At 35.2% G+C, this 16,128-nt stretch carries 17 protein-coding genes; 2 read left to right on the forward strand and 15 right to left on the reverse strand.

Annotation, left to right across the window (positions count from 1 at the left end):
* Window positions 1-5 precede the first annotated feature (5 nt).
* The 8 genes from EV145_RS19195 to EV145_RS19230 all read right to left on the reverse strand — a co-directional run bounded on the left by EV145_RS19195 (window position 6) and on the right by EV145_RS19230 (window position 7,425).
* Window positions 6-2,474 (reverse strand): TraG family conjugative transposon ATPase, encoded by a 2,469-nt coding sequence (locus tag EV145_RS19195; RefSeq protein WP_133526807.1) that lies wholly within the window; start codon window positions 2,472-2,474, stop codon window positions 6-8.
* Window positions 2,475-2,507: 33 nt separating this feature from the next.
* Complete coding sequence (locus tag EV145_RS19200) at window positions 2,508-2,930, reverse strand: DUF4133 domain-containing protein (RefSeq protein ID WP_317128129.1); 423 nt, start codon at window positions 2,928-2,930, stop codon at window positions 2,508-2,510.
* The gene (locus tag EV145_RS19205) at window positions 2,822-3,094 is read right to left on the reverse strand and encodes a DUF4134 domain-containing protein (RefSeq protein WP_410501083.1); all 273 of its coding nucleotides are present in this window, start codon (window positions 3,092-3,094) and stop codon (window positions 2,822-2,824) included. Before EV145_RS19205 ends, EV145_RS19200 begins: the two co-directional genes overlap by 109 nt.
* Window positions 3,095-3,290: 196 nt before the next feature.
* The gene (locus EV145_RS19210; protein WP_133526809.1) at window positions 3,291-3,728 is read right to left on the reverse strand and encodes a hypothetical protein; all 438 of its coding nucleotides are present in this window, start codon (window positions 3,726-3,728) and stop codon (window positions 3,291-3,293) included.
* Window positions 3,729-3,972: 244 nt separating this feature from the next.
* The gene (locus EV145_RS19215; protein WP_207797827.1) at window positions 3,973-4,173 is read right to left on the reverse strand and encodes a YqaE/Pmp3 family membrane protein; all 201 of its coding nucleotides are present in this window, start codon (window positions 4,171-4,173) and stop codon (window positions 3,973-3,975) included.
* A gap of 110 nt (window positions 4,174-4,283) precedes the next feature.
* Window positions 4,284-5,474 (reverse strand): hypothetical protein, encoded by a 1,191-nt coding sequence (locus EV145_RS19220; RefSeq protein ID WP_133526810.1) that lies wholly within the window; start codon window positions 5,472-5,474, stop codon window positions 4,284-4,286.
* 25 nt (window positions 5,475-5,499) lie between these two features.
* Window positions 5,500-6,384 carry an AraC family transcriptional regulator gene (locus tag EV145_RS19225; protein ID WP_133526811.1) on the reverse strand — a complete coding sequence of 295 codons (885 nt, stop codon included), beginning with the start codon at window positions 6,382-6,384 and terminating at the stop codon, window positions 5,500-5,502.
* A 273-nt stretch (window positions 6,385-6,657) separates the two neighbouring features.
* A complete protein-coding gene (locus tag EV145_RS19230; protein ID WP_133526812.1) occupies window positions 6,658-7,425 on the reverse strand; it encodes a hypothetical protein in 768 nt (255 codons plus the stop codon).
* Window positions 7,426-7,677: 252 nt separating this feature from the next.
* Between EV145_RS19230 and EV145_RS19235 the strand changes: the two genes are divergently transcribed.
* On the forward strand, window positions 7,678-9,375 hold the full coding sequence (locus EV145_RS19235; RefSeq protein WP_133526813.1) for an AraC family transcriptional regulator: 1,698 nt from the start codon (window positions 7,678-7,680) through the stop codon (window positions 9,373-9,375).
* 78 nt (window positions 9,376-9,453) lie between these two features.
* Window positions 9,454-9,630, forward strand: coding sequence for a histone H1 (locus EV145_RS19240; RefSeq protein ID WP_133526814.1), 177 nt, complete (start codon window positions 9,454-9,456; stop codon window positions 9,628-9,630).
* A gap of 214 nt (window positions 9,631-9,844) precedes the next feature.
* On the opposite strand, the gene EV145_RS19245 is transcribed toward EV145_RS19240, so the two are convergent.
* From EV145_RS19245 to EV145_RS19270, 7 genes are all read right to left on the reverse strand, one after another.
* On the reverse strand, window positions 9,845-10,201 hold the full coding sequence (locus tag EV145_RS19245) for a hypothetical protein (protein ID WP_133526815.1): 357 nt from the start codon (window positions 10,199-10,201) through the stop codon (window positions 9,845-9,847).
* Between the two features lies 1 nt (window position 10,202).
* On the reverse strand, window positions 10,203-10,406 hold the full coding sequence (locus tag EV145_RS19250; protein WP_133526816.1) for a hypothetical protein: 204 nt from the start codon (window positions 10,404-10,406) through the stop codon (window positions 10,203-10,205).
* A 200-nt stretch (window positions 10,407-10,606) separates the two neighbouring features.
* Entirely contained in the window at window positions 10,607-10,780 is a 174-nt protein-coding gene (locus tag EV145_RS22480; protein ID WP_166638489.1) for a hypothetical protein, read from the reverse strand.
* 179 nt (window positions 10,781-10,959) lie between these two features.
* On the reverse strand, window positions 10,960-11,961 hold the full coding sequence (locus EV145_RS19255; RefSeq protein ID WP_133526817.1) for a type II toxin-antitoxin system antitoxin SocA domain-containing protein: 1,002 nt from the start codon (window positions 11,959-11,961) through the stop codon (window positions 10,960-10,962).
* Between the two features lie 4 nt (window positions 11,962-11,965).
* A complete protein-coding gene (locus EV145_RS19260) occupies window positions 11,966-12,322 on the reverse strand; it encodes a type II toxin-antitoxin system MqsR family toxin (protein WP_133526818.1) in 357 nt (118 codons plus the stop codon).
* A 386-nt stretch (window positions 12,323-12,708) separates the two neighbouring features.
* Entirely contained in the window at window positions 12,709-13,869 is a 1,161-nt protein-coding gene (locus EV145_RS19265) for an SIR2 family protein (RefSeq protein WP_133526819.1), read from the reverse strand.
* A gap of 168 nt (window positions 13,870-14,037) precedes the next feature.
* A complete protein-coding gene (locus EV145_RS19270; RefSeq protein WP_133526820.1) occupies window positions 14,038-16,128 on the reverse strand; it encodes a hypothetical protein in 2,091 nt (696 codons plus the stop codon).

Genomic DNA, 16,128 nt, shown 5'->3' on the forward strand with positions numbered 1-16,128 from the left:
TTAATTTAATTTCCGTTTCTCATATCCTGTGCCATCGCCGCGATTCCTTTTTTGATATCACCTCCGAACTTTTGGGCATAGGCATTCATTTTCACTTTCTCGCTTTCCTCCGTTGTGTACGCCAAATATTCCTCCAGTGAAACTTCTGTTCGGTATACTTTCGAAAGCAAGCCTCCTAGGGAAATAAACACTTCCTTGTATTTCTTATCGGGATCATTCGCTTTATTAACCGAAAGCACGAGCGCCTTTTCTTTCTCGGTAAGTCCCAGCAATTCCTGTATCTGATCAAATTTATTCTGGTATTTGCTTTGATCCAGAAGGATTTTACAATCGCTGTTATTGATAATGGCCTGTTTTACAACTGGCGATGAAATAATATCTTCAACCTCTTGAGTGACTACAATGGCTTCTCCAAAGAATTTTCGTACAGTCTTGAACAAATACTTGATGTATTCGGACATTCCCTCTTTGGCGATTGCTTTCCAGGCTTCTTCAATCAGGATCATCTTGCGAATGCCTTTGAGCTTTCTCATTTTGCTGATAAAAACTTCCATGATAATGATCGTTACCACAGGAAATAGAATGGGATGGTCTTTGATGTTATCGAGTTCAAAAACAATAAACCTTTCCTTTAAAAGTTCAAGATTCTCTGTGGCATTTAATAGATAATCAAACTCACCTCCATCGTAATATGGCCGTAGTACATATAAAAAATTGTTTACGTCAAAATCTTTTTCTTTTACCTTATCGCCTTCCAAAATCTTTACAAAATCATCTTTTAGGAACTCGTAAAAGCTATTGAAGCACGGGAAGAAATCGGAATTCAACTTCAGTTTTTCATAATACAGCTGAAGCGCATTTGATAAAGCTACATACTCGCTACGATTAAAGGTTTCATCGTCTTTTTTCCATAGTGCCAAAAGCAGTGTTTTTATACTTTCTTTTTTCTCGGTGTCCAGAATATCTCCTTCCGAAATATAAAAAGGATTAAAACGAATCGGGCTTTTCTCATCATACGTGAAATAGTAACCGTTAACCATATCGCAAAGCCCTTTATAACTGTGACCTACATCAACTAAAACAATATGTGTCCCTTGCTCATAATAGCTTCTGACCATATGATTGGTAAAAAATGATTTACCGCTTCCCGAAGGACCCAGTATAAATTTATTCCGGTTGGTGCAGATTCCCATTCTCACAGGCTCATCACTGATATCTACATGAACCGGTTTTCCAGTTAATCTGTCTCCAAGCCTTATTCCCATTGGACTTAATGAAGATCTGTAGCCTGTTTCCATATTTAGAAAACATACCGCCTGCTCAGTGAAAGTGTCAAAAGTATCATTCATCGGAAAATCAGCCGCATTGCCCGGAATGCCTGCCCAGTAAATCTGTGGGGCACCTACTGTCTCCTGCTTGGCGGCCGCATCCATCTGTGCCAGTGCCGAGGATATTTTGTTTTTAATATCCTTCAGTTCTTCTTTATCCGCACTCCATGCAAGGACATTAAAATGCGCCTTAACCGGAAGCCGCTGCTGGGATACTGCTTCGTTTAGAAAATCATTTGTAGCATCTCTGGCAATCATATTCTCTCTGCTGTATGCCGATAAAGACTGAAGCCTTAGTCTTTTACTTTCCAATTTTTGAATAGTCTTCTGCGAATCTTCTACAAACAAATATTGATTATAAATATGATTGCAGGATAAAAGCTGCCCCAGAGTGGAAGCAAATCCGATACTGAATTTGGTTTTATCAGTCGAATATCTGTCAAAATTGATTCTCGAACCGCACAACGCCGGCAGATCGGCGGCATCTCCTAGTGTGAAGAGCTGGCAGTGTTTATCGCCGATCGCTAATCCTTCATCAAATTTGAGATCATTAAAAACAAATGAATCTTCCCTCTCGGATAAAAAACAGTACTTTTCAATCAGTCCCAATTTTCTGCTTTCACTTTTAAGAGCATCATTTTTCAGTCGGCTAAGCTTGACAAAACCGCTGTCTTCCATAATTCTTTTAAACTGGCCGGTAGAGTCAATAAAATCCTGAAGCAGCTGCGTTTTCAAAGTTTCTTCCGGTACTATAGAAGGCCGTAGAAGATTTGAGAAAAGCGAATTTGAATTCTTCCTTCCCTGTGGCTTCTTTGTCAGCATAATGTAACAGGAATGATCCAAAAACGGTCTTTCATTAAAAAACCGCTCACTGCTCCGGGTTAAAAAACTGCTGTCATCACTTGTAAAATCAGCTTTGTGACTCTTTTCTAAAAACCAGTCCTGCTTATGAAAAACGCAGAATTTAGGAAGCACTTTTATAGCTTTTATCCAGGACTGATGAAAAGCTTCATAATCCTGATCGGACAAGGTAAAAATCTCAGGCAAATCAGCCTTGAACACAACCGTTACATCGCCCTGTTTTGATAAAATACAGTCATGCTCCACTGCCATAATCGGCAGTAAGTCTTCGATCCTCTTCTCCATCTTCTCTTCATTTTTATTATTAACGTTCTCTAGCTATATCTTAAAAAAAATTGCTCGACTATAAACCTTAATACATTTTGGAACCTGCTTTTTTGCCAACGCCTTCATCAGGCCGTATTCTCCATATTTGTTGCTCATTTTGTATATTTTAAAAACAAGAAAACTGCCCGTTGTACCGATAAATCCAACACATACAAGTGACGGCAGTCCAATGATATATAATACGGCGAAAAGAATCAAAAGAATTACTAATCCACCACCTAAATACCAGATATACTGTGCTTTTAACCCTTTGAACTCAATGCTTTGATTAATACCTTTATTAAACTGGTATACACTGTTTGCCATCACACTCCGAAGAATGATTTGATCACTGTCGCTACAACTACCAGAAATACACAGCTGCCAAACCAGGCCGCTGCCACTTTTCCTGTATCGGGATCCCCTGCATTCCATTTCTGATACACTTTGACTGCTCCAATCAGTCCTAAGATAGCACCCACTGCATACATCAGTTCGGTACCTGCATCAAAATAACTTCGAACTTTTTGGTTGGCTTCATTAATTCCGGCTACGCCGTCCTGACTGTAAACAGCCGCACTGAAAAACAGCACGAGCATCAGCGAAGAACCCAGTCTTTTTACTCTTCTCCAGAAACTTTTTAATTTCCAATTCCATCTTTTCATCCTCATTTTTTTATTAAATTGTTACTTGAAATAATAAAGCAGAGAAATACCGCTGTTTCATTATCTATCTCCTTGTCACTTTCGCCATACCGCACTAGACTGAACAGGGGATATTCCTCCGCTTACTTTTTTAATTCTCTTCTTCCCACAAAGTATCCATCTCTGCACTGGTCAGCAGCAGTTCAGGATATTTGGCGCTTTCCAAAACAGCAAGCGTATTGATTTTCCCGCGTATCGCTGACTGCTTTACAAACGTATATTCCAAGAGAATAAATCGGATGTAATTTTTAAATGCCGCTTTGGATAATCCTCCAGTATCACTTTCAGTAAAGACTGTTAAAATCTTGTTGTACAATTCCTCTGCATCTTCCAGCGTACTGAAAGATTCCTTAAATTCAGAGAACGGTCCTGAAGAAAACTCCTCTTTTCTATACGGATATTTAATCTTGTTTTTAAAAAGATCCTGGACATTTTTCCGGTAGTATCTAAAAATAAGATAAGTGTACCATGCCAAAACGAAAAAAGCCACTATAGTCAGGTAACTGCTCCATGAAACATTTGAAAACATAACTATTTCTTTAAAGATTAAACATCCTAAATCATAAATGGATTATGATTTATTACACCGCAAAGAAACAGCAGATACAGCCCTGCTACAAGTACAACTTTTCCTGTACCCTTTTGTACCCTAATAAGTTAAAGGACATGAGAAGCTTTTTTAACGGCCGCAGTTTTTGAAAAAGCCAGTATATAAAAAAAGCCCCTGAAAGCAAAAAGTGCTTTCAGGGGCCTGATTGGCTTATGAGCTTATTTTATTTTGATCTCACTGCCTTAATAAGTTTTGCATTCCTTCTGTCCGCTCTGGAATTCTGAAGCGATATTACAGCCCAGATTGCTGCCGGAATCCAACCGATCAGCGTAATCTGCAGTATAAGGCACAGAAGTGCTGTCAATAGTTTTCCACGCAGAAAAAAGGAAAGCGATGGAAGAAATATAGCGATTAAGGTCATCATAGTTTTTAGTTTAAGTTAACAGTTAAAAGTGCATAATTTAAAATCATCCGTGAATTATTAGTCTGCAATTGCCTTGTTTTGTTTCAATGCATGCAGTAATAATTCAAGATTTAATACGATCTGATTTTTTTAATCATTTTCTCGAGGGTCATAATGGCTATGTTTTTATCATTTTCTTCAGCATTATAGGACTTGCTTCTGACTGAATGATAAGACAAATCTCTTTTAAACGCCGTGGACAGATGAGGCACTATCCTTTGAAAAACAAGGCTCATGGATCGGGATTTCACCACCCGCGCTTCATCGGCTGCCCGTAGAATAATGCCGATCTGATCGGCAGAAAGATCACATTCCAGCTTATTTTCCGTTTTATCCTGAAGCGTTGCCTTCTTAGACGAAATAGCTAAAAGTTCCACCTGCCTTTCCATATACTGTATCTCATGGACAAACCAGTTTCCCAGTACTGTTTTAAGATGCTGCGTCCCTGCTTTAAAAAAAAGCTTCTCATCAGAATAAATCTGATTGAACTCCTTGCGGTAATATGAAAGCAGGCTTAGTTTCTCCGACAATTCCTGCTCTGTCTCAAGTTTTGAAATCATACGCTTGGCCAGCAGGTCTATATAAGCAGTACTGTTGAAATTCAGTCCTATGAGCACATGATCGAGCATAGAGAAAAGTCCATGCGCTTGTAAAATACTTGCCTGTTCCAATTCATTTAAAAGTGTTCGTTCATACAGCAGCTGGCGGAAAGTTATCCTGTTTCTGTCCTGCATTGAAAGGGAAAATTCGAGCTCCCTAATCACCACATTTAAAACCTGCTGCACTTCCTCATTTTCCGCCTTCCTCTTCTTAAGGCTTTTTAATTTCAACTGCAGTTCCTTTCTGGACACCATCAGATAGGTTATCGGCACCCTCTCATCTAAACTCAGATAATTGGAAAACCGTTTCTCTAAAAAGGACAGCAGATCGTCTAAGCATTTAACTACGGCCGCAGCAGCGGCGGCTAACAGAGGCTTGTGAAATGCACTGCATTTATGGCTATCCACTATCGTATCCAAAAGAAAGATCAGCGTGGAATGATACTTTCGCACCAGAAGACGGATCTGTCTTTTTCGCCTGAGATCGAAAATTTCATTTTTAATCCTGACCTGGATTCGGCTGGACTCTTTTACAGCATGTTCTGAAATAACAGCCAGTTCATCTGCTGATAATCGACTTACATCTGTTTTATCGGGATTAAAATGCACCAGTATCAGCGTATCAAGCCATTCTAAAGGATAGTTATTGTTCATCATTTTCATGTTTAGTTGCAGTTAACAGTTAAGACTAACGACTCTTAAATTTATCGGCAGCATTCGAACGAAATTTTGACGGTGTGCATGACATCCATTTTTTAAAAAAGATGCCGAATGAGGTGGAAGAACTAAACTCCAGCTCCTCAGCAATTTCAGCAATGCTGTAATTAGAATCTTCCAGCATTTGTAACGCTTCAGCAAGTACTGCTTCGGTTATCATCTTTTTGGCAGTCTTTCCCACAGCCTCCTTCACCGCCCTGTTCAGATACTCTGGAGCCACATAAAGTGCCCCGGCATAAAATTTGACGTTATGATGTTTTCGGCAGTGAATGGATAAAACAGTTAAGAACCGGGCCGCAAGCGCCTCAGCTTTTGATACATGAAGCCCCGATGAAGCAACATATCTGGAATAAATGTACTTGAGTTCAAAAAACAGCAGATCAAAACTTAATCGCTGCAGTTCCAATTCAAAATCACCTGCCGGTCGGTTCTGCCCTTCAGCATAAATCAGTCTGCAGATTAAGGACAGTACCAGATAATCAATGGAATCAAGACTTACTTTTACAGGCCGATTTCCATAGAGGTAAAACAAGGTACTTTCTTTATTGTATTTAAGTCCGTGCAATTGTTTAGCGGAAGAAAATATAATTAAAAAAAACTGCAGCTTATCTCCTGCTTCCATCTGCGTGCAGAGCAATTTTTCGGGCAGGATTATTAAATCATAAGGCTCCAGATCAAGAACGATTTGTCCAGTCCTTATTTTAAATCTACCGGACTTCATCAGCAGCGCTGCAGGATAATGCAGATGAATTTTTTCATCTGCAGGAGTCTCAGCAATATACTTTTTGACCCTGTGGACTGCAGCTCCTAAAAAGGGAAGCTTATTCACCTCACTATTAATTAAATCTTTCAGCATAGATTCTTCTAATTGAAAAACAGCAAAATGAAACTGCCTCTGTTAATCATTAAACCTGTTCTTTATGGCAATGTAGAACAGTCCATAAAGATTAAGAAGTGCTGTAATATACAGCAGGTAGAAGGTAAATCTGGCATGCACGATTATCATAGCATCATAGATTCCATCAAAGATAAAAAGAGCTATAATGAAGCCGAGACTTAACAGATTAAAAAATACCAGCAGCACATATAAAACAGTTGGTAGTTTCATTTAAGCTATCGTTGTTTTAATTTAAATAACCTCGGATAGTAAAGCGATTATCGAAATAATCGGCATTTCATTGGTTCCAAAAAAAGGTCTGACAGATTTACCTCCTACGTTTGTCTCCCAGTCCCTGTCTTTGCGCTCCTCAGCGGAATAGAGTGAATATCTTGAAATAGAAGCTACTGTGAGGATAGTTTCCATTTCTTCAGCTGAAAAAACAGTATCAGTCAGTACTTCCTGCTCATAATCCGTAATGTAGTCATAAGTTACACTGAATTCTTCCTGTCTCTTAATGATAAGGTGCTGTAGAAAGGTGATCAAATTGTTCTTTGCATAAATCTGCAGCACACTATTTTCAACAATTAAGAGCATGCTGCCATCAGGATCCGCCATTATGGATTCTACCATTTCGTCAGTAAAAGGTATTAACCTGCCCGTCTGGTTTCCATTTCTCAACACCTTTGCAGAAACATGCCTGATCTGGCTGGAAAGTGCTGAGACGGAATTTGGTGTCTGATGATCTTGATAATAAAACTGCAGCGCATCATAAATTGCCTTCCCTCTGGCATCAAAGGGATTAAAGGTATTAGCTGGATACTGTTCTGACAAAATATGTCCCGGAGCAGACAAATTTGCAACAGTGCTAATATCGTCCTCGGCAGAACAGGAAACAAAAAAAACAGAAGTGATAATGCATAATAAAATGGTTTTCATGATTTGAATAGTTTGAAGGTGAGTGGGAATATCTTCCCAGTTCCTTTCATCCGGATAAGCAGAACTTTTATCCGGCACCATGCCGGACATTTTGCTTTTGAATTCAAGACAAAACTATTCCGCTTAAAAATCTCCCGCAACCTTATATCTGTGGATTTTCGTCAATTACACTATGGATTTTCCAGAAATCCATAGTGCTTTTTTTCTCAATATTCCTTTATTATTCAATCGTTTATGTTATTTTTATAATAATTTAAAGTAAAACAATTCATACAGTTTCAAATTAGAAGTTCAGCGCTATCCCCAGTTTAAACTTCCATTAATGCCATACCAATGAATAGAAAAAACCTACTTTTATTATTGCTGCTATTTTTTTATTCGGCATCTGCCCAGAAAAACAATTTTAAGATACCGGATTCACTAAAGAAAAAGAATTACGAGTACCTGGATGATAAAATTTATGAGTTCAGAAAGGACAGTGCCCGGGCTTCAGTATATGCATATGCCCTGCTTTACAAAGCCAAATCAGAACAGAACTGGAAGGAAATTATAAACGGCTATCAAAACCTGCTGCATATGTCTCCTCTAAAACTGCGTATTGTTTATGCTGACAGCATGATTTATGCGGCAAAAAAATCAAATAACAATGAACTGATCGGCAGTTCCTATCTTAGTAAAGGAATTGTATACTACAGTCAGAGGATTCAGGATCAGGCAATGGATAATTATCTTACCGCAAACAGCTATATCTCAAAAACCAGCAACCAATACTTAATTCATAAGGTGAAATACAGTATTGCCCAGACTAAATTTTATATCGGATTTTACGATGAGGCTGTCTCACTTCTGCAGGAGTGCATTGTATATTACAAAGACGAACACCCAAGGCCTTATCTGAATTCGCTGCACTCCCTTGGACTGTGTTATAACAAACTTGGTAATTTCGGCCGGTGTTCCGAAATAAACGCTCTTGGAATCTCGGAAAGCAAAAGACTGAAAATTGAAGAAATGACGCCGTACTTTATACACTCAGAAGGCATCAATGAATATTTCAAGAAGAATTACGGAGCATCCATCAAAAATATTGAATCTTCAATTGAAGCCATTAAAGAAAATAATGACGCTGCAAATGAGGAAGTCGGATACTTTTACTTAGGCAAAAGTTACTGGTCCCTGCATCAGAAAGAAAAAGCGTTAACTTATTTCCAGCTGGTAGATAAAATTTTCAATGACAAAAAAATATTGAGACCAGATTTAAGACAGGCTTTTGAATTAATGATCAATTATTATAAGATCAAAAAAGATTTTAATAAACAGCTGTACTACGTTGACCAGCTGCTTAAAGCGGACACCTTGCTGACAGAAACCAATAAATATATAGTCGGAAAGATCCATAAGCAGTATGATACCAAAGAACTTCTTCTGGAAAAGGAAAGAATTACAATGGAAAATGAGAAAATGGCAGCAGAACTGCACTGGGAGAAATATTACCACTGGATATTTGCAGGGGTTATTTTACTGCTGTTTATGGTACTTCTTGCAGTTACTTACCGCTATCAAAAAATTAGAAAAAAATATAAAAAGAATTATCAGTTGCATATCGAAGAACAGCAGAAAGCTAAAGATAAGCCAAAAGCACCAACAGAAAAAGTTCCTATAAAAAATATAAATTCCGAAACTGTTGCCTTACTTTTAAAACAATTTGAAAATTTCGAAAAGGATAAAAAGTTCCTTGATAAAGACTGGAATCTAAGTAGCCTTTCTTCAGCCTTTAATACCAATCCGAAGTATGTGTCAAATATCCTGGAGCATTTCAGAACTAAAGGCATTAATGAATATATAAACGGACTTCGAATTGATTACATCATCAATCTGCTTCAGACAGAATCCAAATTCAAGCATTATACTTATGAAGCACTGGCAAAAGAGGCAGGTTTCAGTACAACGGAACGCTTTAAAAAAGCTTTTTTAGCCAAAATGGGATTCTCTCCGTCATTCTTTATCAATAAGCTAAAAAAAGAAAAAAATTAATTGCTATATAAAAAATAATAGTAGGATATGATTTTTAACTTTTTACTTTTGTCCTGTAATTTTAAAAAACAGAAAACCATGAAAGACTTAATAGCAAAAATCAACGCAGAAATCGAAACATTCAAAACAGAATCTGAATCATTATCTGAAAAAGGAGTTAAGGCAGCTGGAGCAAGAGCTCGTAAATCAACTTTAGAAATTGAGAAACTTTTAAAAGAGTTCAGAAAAGTTTCTATTGAGGAATCAAAAAAATAAATTCATTCTTACTTTTACTTATTTGGCCTTTCGGACTTCCGAAGGGCCTTTTTTTTTTACTCCTTCGCACTTTAGAGCGAAAATATTTTTTCTTACTCTACTTTATTACATACCTCATTTTAATAATTTATCAATGCTCATGAAAAGCTAATATTTTGTTTGCAACGTTACGCTTTTTAGCAAATAGCCAAGAAAACACATGACGTGTCATTTTTTATTTTGGTTTTAATACTATCACTTTTTCAAGGGCAGCATTTACAATTTCCATTAATTTCTTTGTCGATTGAGAATATTGTAATTCCTCATTTAATTTATTGAAAAAATCAATTTCATTACAATACGGTTTTGTTTTGTTAAGCTTTAATAATGCTTTAGAAATATAGGTTTTAACTTGGTCAAATTGTTTTTCATATGTCCCTACATGTTTTGCAAAAGTTTCACCTCGCTCCATGGTCATCACATTTTTCATATAACACAAATCTGCTCCATTTCTAGTGCCTCGAGGACAATCAAAAACATTTCGAATTAACATTTCGTAATTCATTGCTTCGGTATATTCTTTTGCGGACATTCTAAGATTTTTTTAGTTTCATAATTCTTGCAAACAAAATAGTATGTATATCAAATTCTAATTTGTCCATATCTTCCAAACCCTTATCTGTCTTGGTATCCATTCCTTGACTTTTTAAATCAGCTATCCTTTCACTTTTCAGTTTACTTACATAATCTCCTGCTGCCTTTAGGTCAGCGAAAGACATTTCTTTTAAATCGTTCATTTCTTATTTGTTTAGTTTGCCAACTTTACATTTTTTGTATTTTGGAAATTTTGACTTTATAAAATTCATGGTTCCAATTCAGGTTTTTCAAAATTAAAATCTGCTAATTTGAAAACTCCGCAAGGAATTCTATTCTCATTAAATAAAAGTGCTGCACCTAAAATAAGGTGCTACACTTTTAATTAGTCGCGAAAAAGAAATTATTTCTCTTTGCGAACGCCTTTGAATGGAGTTCCGTCTTGCTTAACATCCATAAAACGTCCAGTAGTAGTATCGCGCTTAACATACTGTTCGGTTTTTGGATTGTAAGTCTGACTTCTTTCTCTTACGGCACCATTACGATGTCCGTCTCCAGGTGTACCATTTTTTGCCATGGCTTTCAGATTTAGAAACAATCAAACTATTTAACACTGAGGCGTTTGATTAAAAAACCCAAGGAATAATTAGGTAATAAATAGAATTCTATTACTTTTGCAGAAGAAATTAAATACCGTCCAAAGTTTTTATTTCTTCTGACCGAAGCCTAATTCCATTTTGCTTCGGTTATTTATTATTATCTAATTGCCTTTAAATCAAAAGCATATTTCTTGTAGCTGATAATACTCCTAGTATCTTTATTATCAATCCAGGCAGGTTCTAAATGGCTAATGTTTACTATTTCTGTTGTGTTTTTATTTTTAAAAGCACTTGCCACATCTTCAAGTACTTTTAGTTCTACATTATTAAACAAGTCTTTATTGAATTTTAAGTGAGGGATAAATTTCTCAGCATAATTATGATCAATCTGAAATTGTTCAATATCGATACTAGCATCATCATATAAATGCTTGAATATTTTTTCATACTCCACCGGAACGGGACCAAACGGAATTGCTTTATAGGTAATTCCAAATATGGAGCTCCCAAATCGTTGATAATTTAAAAAATCAGAATAAAATAGAAGTTTATTAACTTTTGTTTTGAAAAGGTCAATTTTGGCACAGCCAAAATAACTTAATGCATTAGCAATTTTATCTAAATCTAAAAGCTTAAAGCCTGAATTTTGATCAATTGTCTTATAAGCGTATTCCTCTTCAACTATTTTTCGCCACAAGTCTTTATCATTATCTATAATCTGATATATATTTTTGATTAATCTATTGTACTCCGTTTGTTTTAACAAATGGGCGCTAAACTCAATTTGCCTCTTAAATTCATCTGCTTCTTGTATGGATAAAATCAATCTTCCAATAGAAACTGACGGCATTTCGCCACTTTCATATAATCGATATGCGTTTGATCCCAAACCTAATATCTCTGACATTTTTTTTGCTGAAACATCATACTTTTCCCTAATGTTTTTTATCTCTTCAGGAAAAGGGATACCATATTTCTCTCGGTACTGATTATGAACCTGATTGATATTGATCATATCCAATTCATCATCCGTAAAACGCTCTTTTGTATCATCACATTCATATGCCTGATACACAATTTCAAACTCATCTTTTCTGTAAGGTAATATTGTATTCTCCCTAACAATCCTCATTTCCTTACCAGTAAATGGACTTCTCATAAATTTATTTTTTAAAGGGATACGTCATGGCAGATTCTGCCTGGTGAAAAGAAATACAAATAACAGGTAGATTCTCTGAACCTATTGTTATCTTGATATAAACTTCTTTTCCTTTAATTACTTTTCCAAAAACCCACATAGGCGACAATTTATACAGTGCGTCATCTGTTGGACCTTGGGAATAATCTTCCACAGCAAGTTTTCTAAGAAATTCTTTTCTTTCTGCCGGTAACAAATCTAAAGCTAATAATGCTACAGTATTTTTCTTTACTGTCCTATCATCCCTAAAAATGACACTAAAAACATCTAACTTGGCTTTAAATTCGCTCAAAAACATTTTAACATCTGATTCTGTTGTCATGATACGAATAATAAGAATACAATGTTGTAATCTTATTTGCAACTCGATTAACAACTTTAACATTGCAAAAATATACTATTTTTCCAAATTTATCAACTTTTTAGTTGCTTTTAACTAAATAAGCTTTATGATCATATTAGCCATTGCCAAACCACAAAGATTGATTTTGTACTTAAAGAAACTTATTTGAAAAAATAAAGTGAGTCGTCCTTCGCCAATGAACAAATGTACATTACCATCTTCCATTAGTTCAAGTAAAGCTAAAAACCAGTAAAACTTATAAGTTGAGGAAGTATTTGAGAATACCGAGGATAACTTATCTATCGGTACTATCTGGGAATTTGGTAAGCTCATAAAAATAATTTAAATTCAAAAGTAAATTGTCGCTAATCAGTGTAAATTGCGGTTATCAATGATTCAATATTTTTAAAATTTAAATCCGATACGCCCAAACCATCTCCATAATGCTTGACATTTTTAAGAGCAAAAAATTCGTTTGGGTCTTTGCTTCGCTTCACGATCAGCATTTGTAGCCCATTGTTTAGTTCTTGCCTCACAAATTCATTTATTTTTTCGTCCTGCAATCCATAACCGATCGCAATTAATAATTTAGATTTTTTTAAAGCTTCTTTAAAATGAATAAATTGAGAACTGTGTAAAGGATTTTTGTCATAATTTAGGATCTTTGTTGTGGTTCCGGAAAGGAAAATCGGCTCATACAATGTCCAGCAGTTTTCCTCAACCCAGTGCTCCCCTATTTTTGTCTCTTTGTATAGATTTAAAGGATATAAATCTTTTGGAATTTTAATCATTTGGTAAGGATCACTAAAATTGTAGATATAGTGGTCGATGCTTCCGTGAAGTTTGTATAATCTAACTTGTTTATCAAATCGATCATTAAAATACTTTATTCGTATTTGACGATTTTTTTGTTTGATATAATACCTTGAGCCACCAATTTCAAAACCATCGCTGTACTCAAAGCTGATCGACGATTCAAACATATTCTCAATTAACAGGTCGTGATTCAGAGAAAAAATGTGTATGACTTCAAACTTTTCTTTCAATCGATTCAAAAGATTCATAAAGGATTGGTATTTATCAATAATACCGGTATTGTCAACTGTTAATAGATCATTAACCAGATAATCAATTGTCCTGATAACTATAGAAAGTGCATTCTGCCGGTCGATTGGAAAATTTGTTTTTTTGACATAATTTTTAAAAAAGCCATCAAAATCCAGATCTTTTGCATGATGGGATATTTTAAAGCAATAATCGTAAAATTCTTCATAGTCGAATTTATCCGAAACAGACTGGTTATAAAACTTAATCACTGCCTGAACAAATTTTCTTTCATGTACATTCTGCCAATGTGAATTTGGATCATGCCCTCTTAGAAAATGTGTTGTGGTTTCGCTATGAATTATGAATTGATCCCAAGTGAGACTTTTAAGGCGATCATTTATTTGATTTCTTACAGGTATCCCTGCCTCTACAGAAAAGCCCGCACCTATTAAAAGTGAGATTTCTTTGTGGTTTGTCATAATGGAAAATAAGTTCAGAGAGTTTTCGTATTAATAGTCTTTTTAGGGATTGGCCATAAAGATAAGTAAAATTTCATATTGCCTATTTCCGGTTTGGAAAACCAAATGAGATAATCCCATAAAACTAATGATTCAAAGCGACTACTATGTCGCAACGTTTTCTTTTACCTAGTTTATATTTTTTAATACTTCATTTTTTAAATTTGAAAACTCAGCAAGCTTACCTTTTAGTGCAAACTCTGAATTTCCGTACTCGATTTTCCAAAAATTCTTATCAATCTGATCCTTTATTAATCGTTTTGATAATGCATCAAGAGTAAGGGTTTCTTTTGGTATAAAAACTGTAATTTCATAGACAACAGCTAAAAAAAATTGAATATCGTCGCACTTTTTATCCAGTAATGCAACAAAACTATCCGCATCGGCCGGCGAAAAATGACCAAGAACATGTGCTAGTAACTTCATAACAACTTTATAATCAACTGAATGATATGATGACGCAGTCCGATACTGAGAAATGACTATCTCTGATATTTCATCAAATACCTCCTTAGCCTTTTTACTGTTCTTTTGCTGATAATACGAATAGGAAAGACAAACTCCCGCCATAAGGACAAAGATTTCTTTTCTCCTGGCCTTATAATCATAATTATTGGCTGTATCCCACCCTTCACTCCAGCATTTAAATTGCTTAAATAAACCAGACCATCTTTTCATGGTATCTGGAAGTTTAGTCATCAAATAGGAAAGATGATAAGCCTGATTAATAAAAACATCATTATACAAAAGCTCAATATTCCAAGTAAAATTATCAGATTCAATATATTGAGCGTACTTTTCATATAAAAAATCACCAAATAAAGAATCACTCTTTTCATTCTCAAACACCTTGATCAATTTTTCAAATACCTGCCAGTTAATTTTTTCGATCGTAATTTCTTTAGTAAACTTAATTTTGATACCAGAATCTTGAATTAGTAATTTTTCAAAAGATTCATTAAGTACGTTTAGAAATTTTAAACGAAGTTCTGAATATTTATTATTACCGTACTGCTGTTTTGAATAACTATTTATCCATTCAAATACTCCGGTAAATTTTTTTGATTCGGATACAGGTTTACCTTCGAATATTAATTCAAATAATCTTTTGCAACTTTCCTCAAGTTCTAAGGTAATCCATTTGTCAAATGCATTAATTGATGCATCCACAATAGTCTGTTTTATTATGGTATCATTGTAATGCCATTGCCCCTCTTTTAAGTCATATAAGTTTAATGTTATTTTCTCTATCAGCCTATAATAGTTTTGCAGTGCAATTAGAAGAAGATATTCCGATTTTGTATTAAACTTGACATCTTTTTGCAATAGTAATGCAATGACTTCTTCCATACTAACAAGGTCTTGGATTGAGTAAAAGGCATTGTCTTGTAATATTGGCCATTTCAGATTATCAACCCATAAAAGCCAGGATTTAAGTTCAAATCGCAAGAGTAAATCCTCCTTTAGACGCAAATCTTCATTCAGTAAAAACAAACCGGATTGATCCGTTACAGTTTTTATAAACTCCCAATCGGATTTATCCGCTACTGTTGTAAGCCTGTTTTCATACGCTTTTGATACTTTTTCCTTTTCATTCAGATGACCTGCACTTTCAGCTAATTCATGTAACTGCAAAGAAGGTGCTATAAATAATAATTCATCAATATTGTTGGCTATTAACTTTGGGGCAATATTGGAAATCCATTCATTATAAGAGCCCCACATTCCATCTGTACTATCAATGATCTTTATCCAATCCGTAAAAGTACAATAATGGCTCTCTGAAGCTATTGCCTTTGCTAACAATTGCTCAATGCGCTTTTTTAGTTTACCGTAAACAGCCAAAACAGATGATTCTGAAGAATTACTCATATCCCAAATGGAATTGTATAATTCATTAACAGCAATTGTTAGCGGATTTGACTTTTGCAAATCCTGGTTGCTCTCCTCAATTAGTTTCTCGGATTCAAATACCAGGCAATAAAAATCATCTCCTTGCGTTAAAAGATCAGAAATAATACATCCGTCTATGGATTTTTCAAAAAGAATTTTAGGGTCCGATTCTTTACTTGTTATTTTTTTTTCTAATTCATTTTTTAAAAAATTGATTACCTCATTAATTTTTGCATACTGATGTTTTGAAAATAAGCTTTTGTCGCGTTCATTTTCTAAATCGTGTAGTAAATCGTGATAATTTTTTATACGTTGATCTCTTATCAT

This window comes from Flavobacterium sp. 245, from assembly GCF_004362055.1.
GTDB lineage: Bacteria > Bacteroidota > Bacteroidia > Flavobacteriales > Flavobacteriaceae > Flavobacterium.

What these genes read in the sequence shown, in the direction of transcription:
- EV145_RS19195 (WP_133526807.1), bottom strand. Translation starts at nt 2,474, where the DNA reads ATGGAGAAGAGGATCGAAGACTTACTGCCGATTATGGCAGTGGAGCAT.
- EV145_RS19200 (WP_317128129.1), bottom strand. Translation starts at nt 2,930, where the DNA reads ATGGAATGCAGGGGATCCCGATACAGGAAAAGTGGCAGCGGCCTGGTT.
- EV145_RS19205 (WP_410501083.1), bottom strand. Translation starts at nt 3,094, where the DNA reads ATGCTCGTGCTGTTTTTCAGTGCGGCTGTTTACAGTCAGGACGGCGTA.
- EV145_RS19210 (WP_133526809.1), bottom strand. Translation starts at nt 3,728, where the DNA reads ATGTTTTCAAATGTTTCATGGAGCAGTTACCTGACTATAGTGGCTTTT.
- EV145_RS19215 (WP_207797827.1), bottom strand. Translation starts at nt 4,173, where the DNA reads ATGATGACCTTAATCGCTATATTTCTTCCATCGCTTTCCTTTTTTCTG.
- EV145_RS19220 (WP_133526810.1), bottom strand. Translation starts at nt 5,474, where the DNA reads ATGAAAATGATGAACAATAACTATCCTTTAGAATGGCTTGATACGCTG.
- EV145_RS19225 (WP_133526811.1), bottom strand. Translation starts at nt 6,384, where the DNA reads ATGCTGAAAGATTTAATTAATAGTGAGGTGAATAAGCTTCCCTTTTTA.
- EV145_RS19230 (WP_133526812.1), bottom strand. Translation starts at nt 7,425, where the DNA reads ATGGTGCCGGATAAAAGTTCTGCTTATCCGGATGAAAGGAACTGGGAA.
- EV145_RS19235 (WP_133526813.1), top strand. Translation starts at nt 7,678, where the DNA reads ATGAATAGAAAAAACCTACTTTTATTATTGCTGCTATTTTTTTATTCG.
- EV145_RS19240 (WP_133526814.1), top strand. Translation starts at nt 9,454, where the DNA reads ATGAAAGACTTAATAGCAAAAATCAACGCAGAAATCGAAACATTCAAA.
- EV145_RS19245 (WP_133526815.1), bottom strand. Translation starts at nt 10,201, where the DNA reads ATGTCCGCAAAAGAATATACCGAAGCAATGAATTACGAAATGTTAATT.
- EV145_RS19250 (WP_133526816.1), bottom strand. Translation starts at nt 10,406, where the DNA reads ATGAACGATTTAAAAGAAATGTCTTTCGCTGACCTAAAGGCAGCAGGA.
- EV145_RS22480 (WP_166638489.1), bottom strand. Translation starts at nt 10,780, where the DNA reads ATGGCAAAAAATGGTACACCTGGAGACGGACATCGTAATGGTGCCGTA.
- EV145_RS19255 (WP_133526817.1), bottom strand. Translation starts at nt 11,961, where the DNA reads ATGAGAAGTCCATTTACTGGTAAGGAAATGAGGATTGTTAGGGAGAAT.
- EV145_RS19260 (WP_133526818.1), bottom strand. Translation starts at nt 12,322, where the DNA reads ATGACAACAGAATCAGATGTTAAAATGTTTTTGAGCGAATTTAAAGCC.
- EV145_RS19265 (WP_133526819.1), bottom strand. Translation starts at nt 13,869, where the DNA reads ATGACAAACCACAAAGAAATCTCACTTTTAATAGGTGCGGGCTTTTCT.
- EV145_RS19270 (WP_133526820.1), bottom strand. Translation starts at nt 16,128, where the DNA reads ATGATAAGAGATCAACGTATAAAAAATTATCACGATTTACTACACGAT.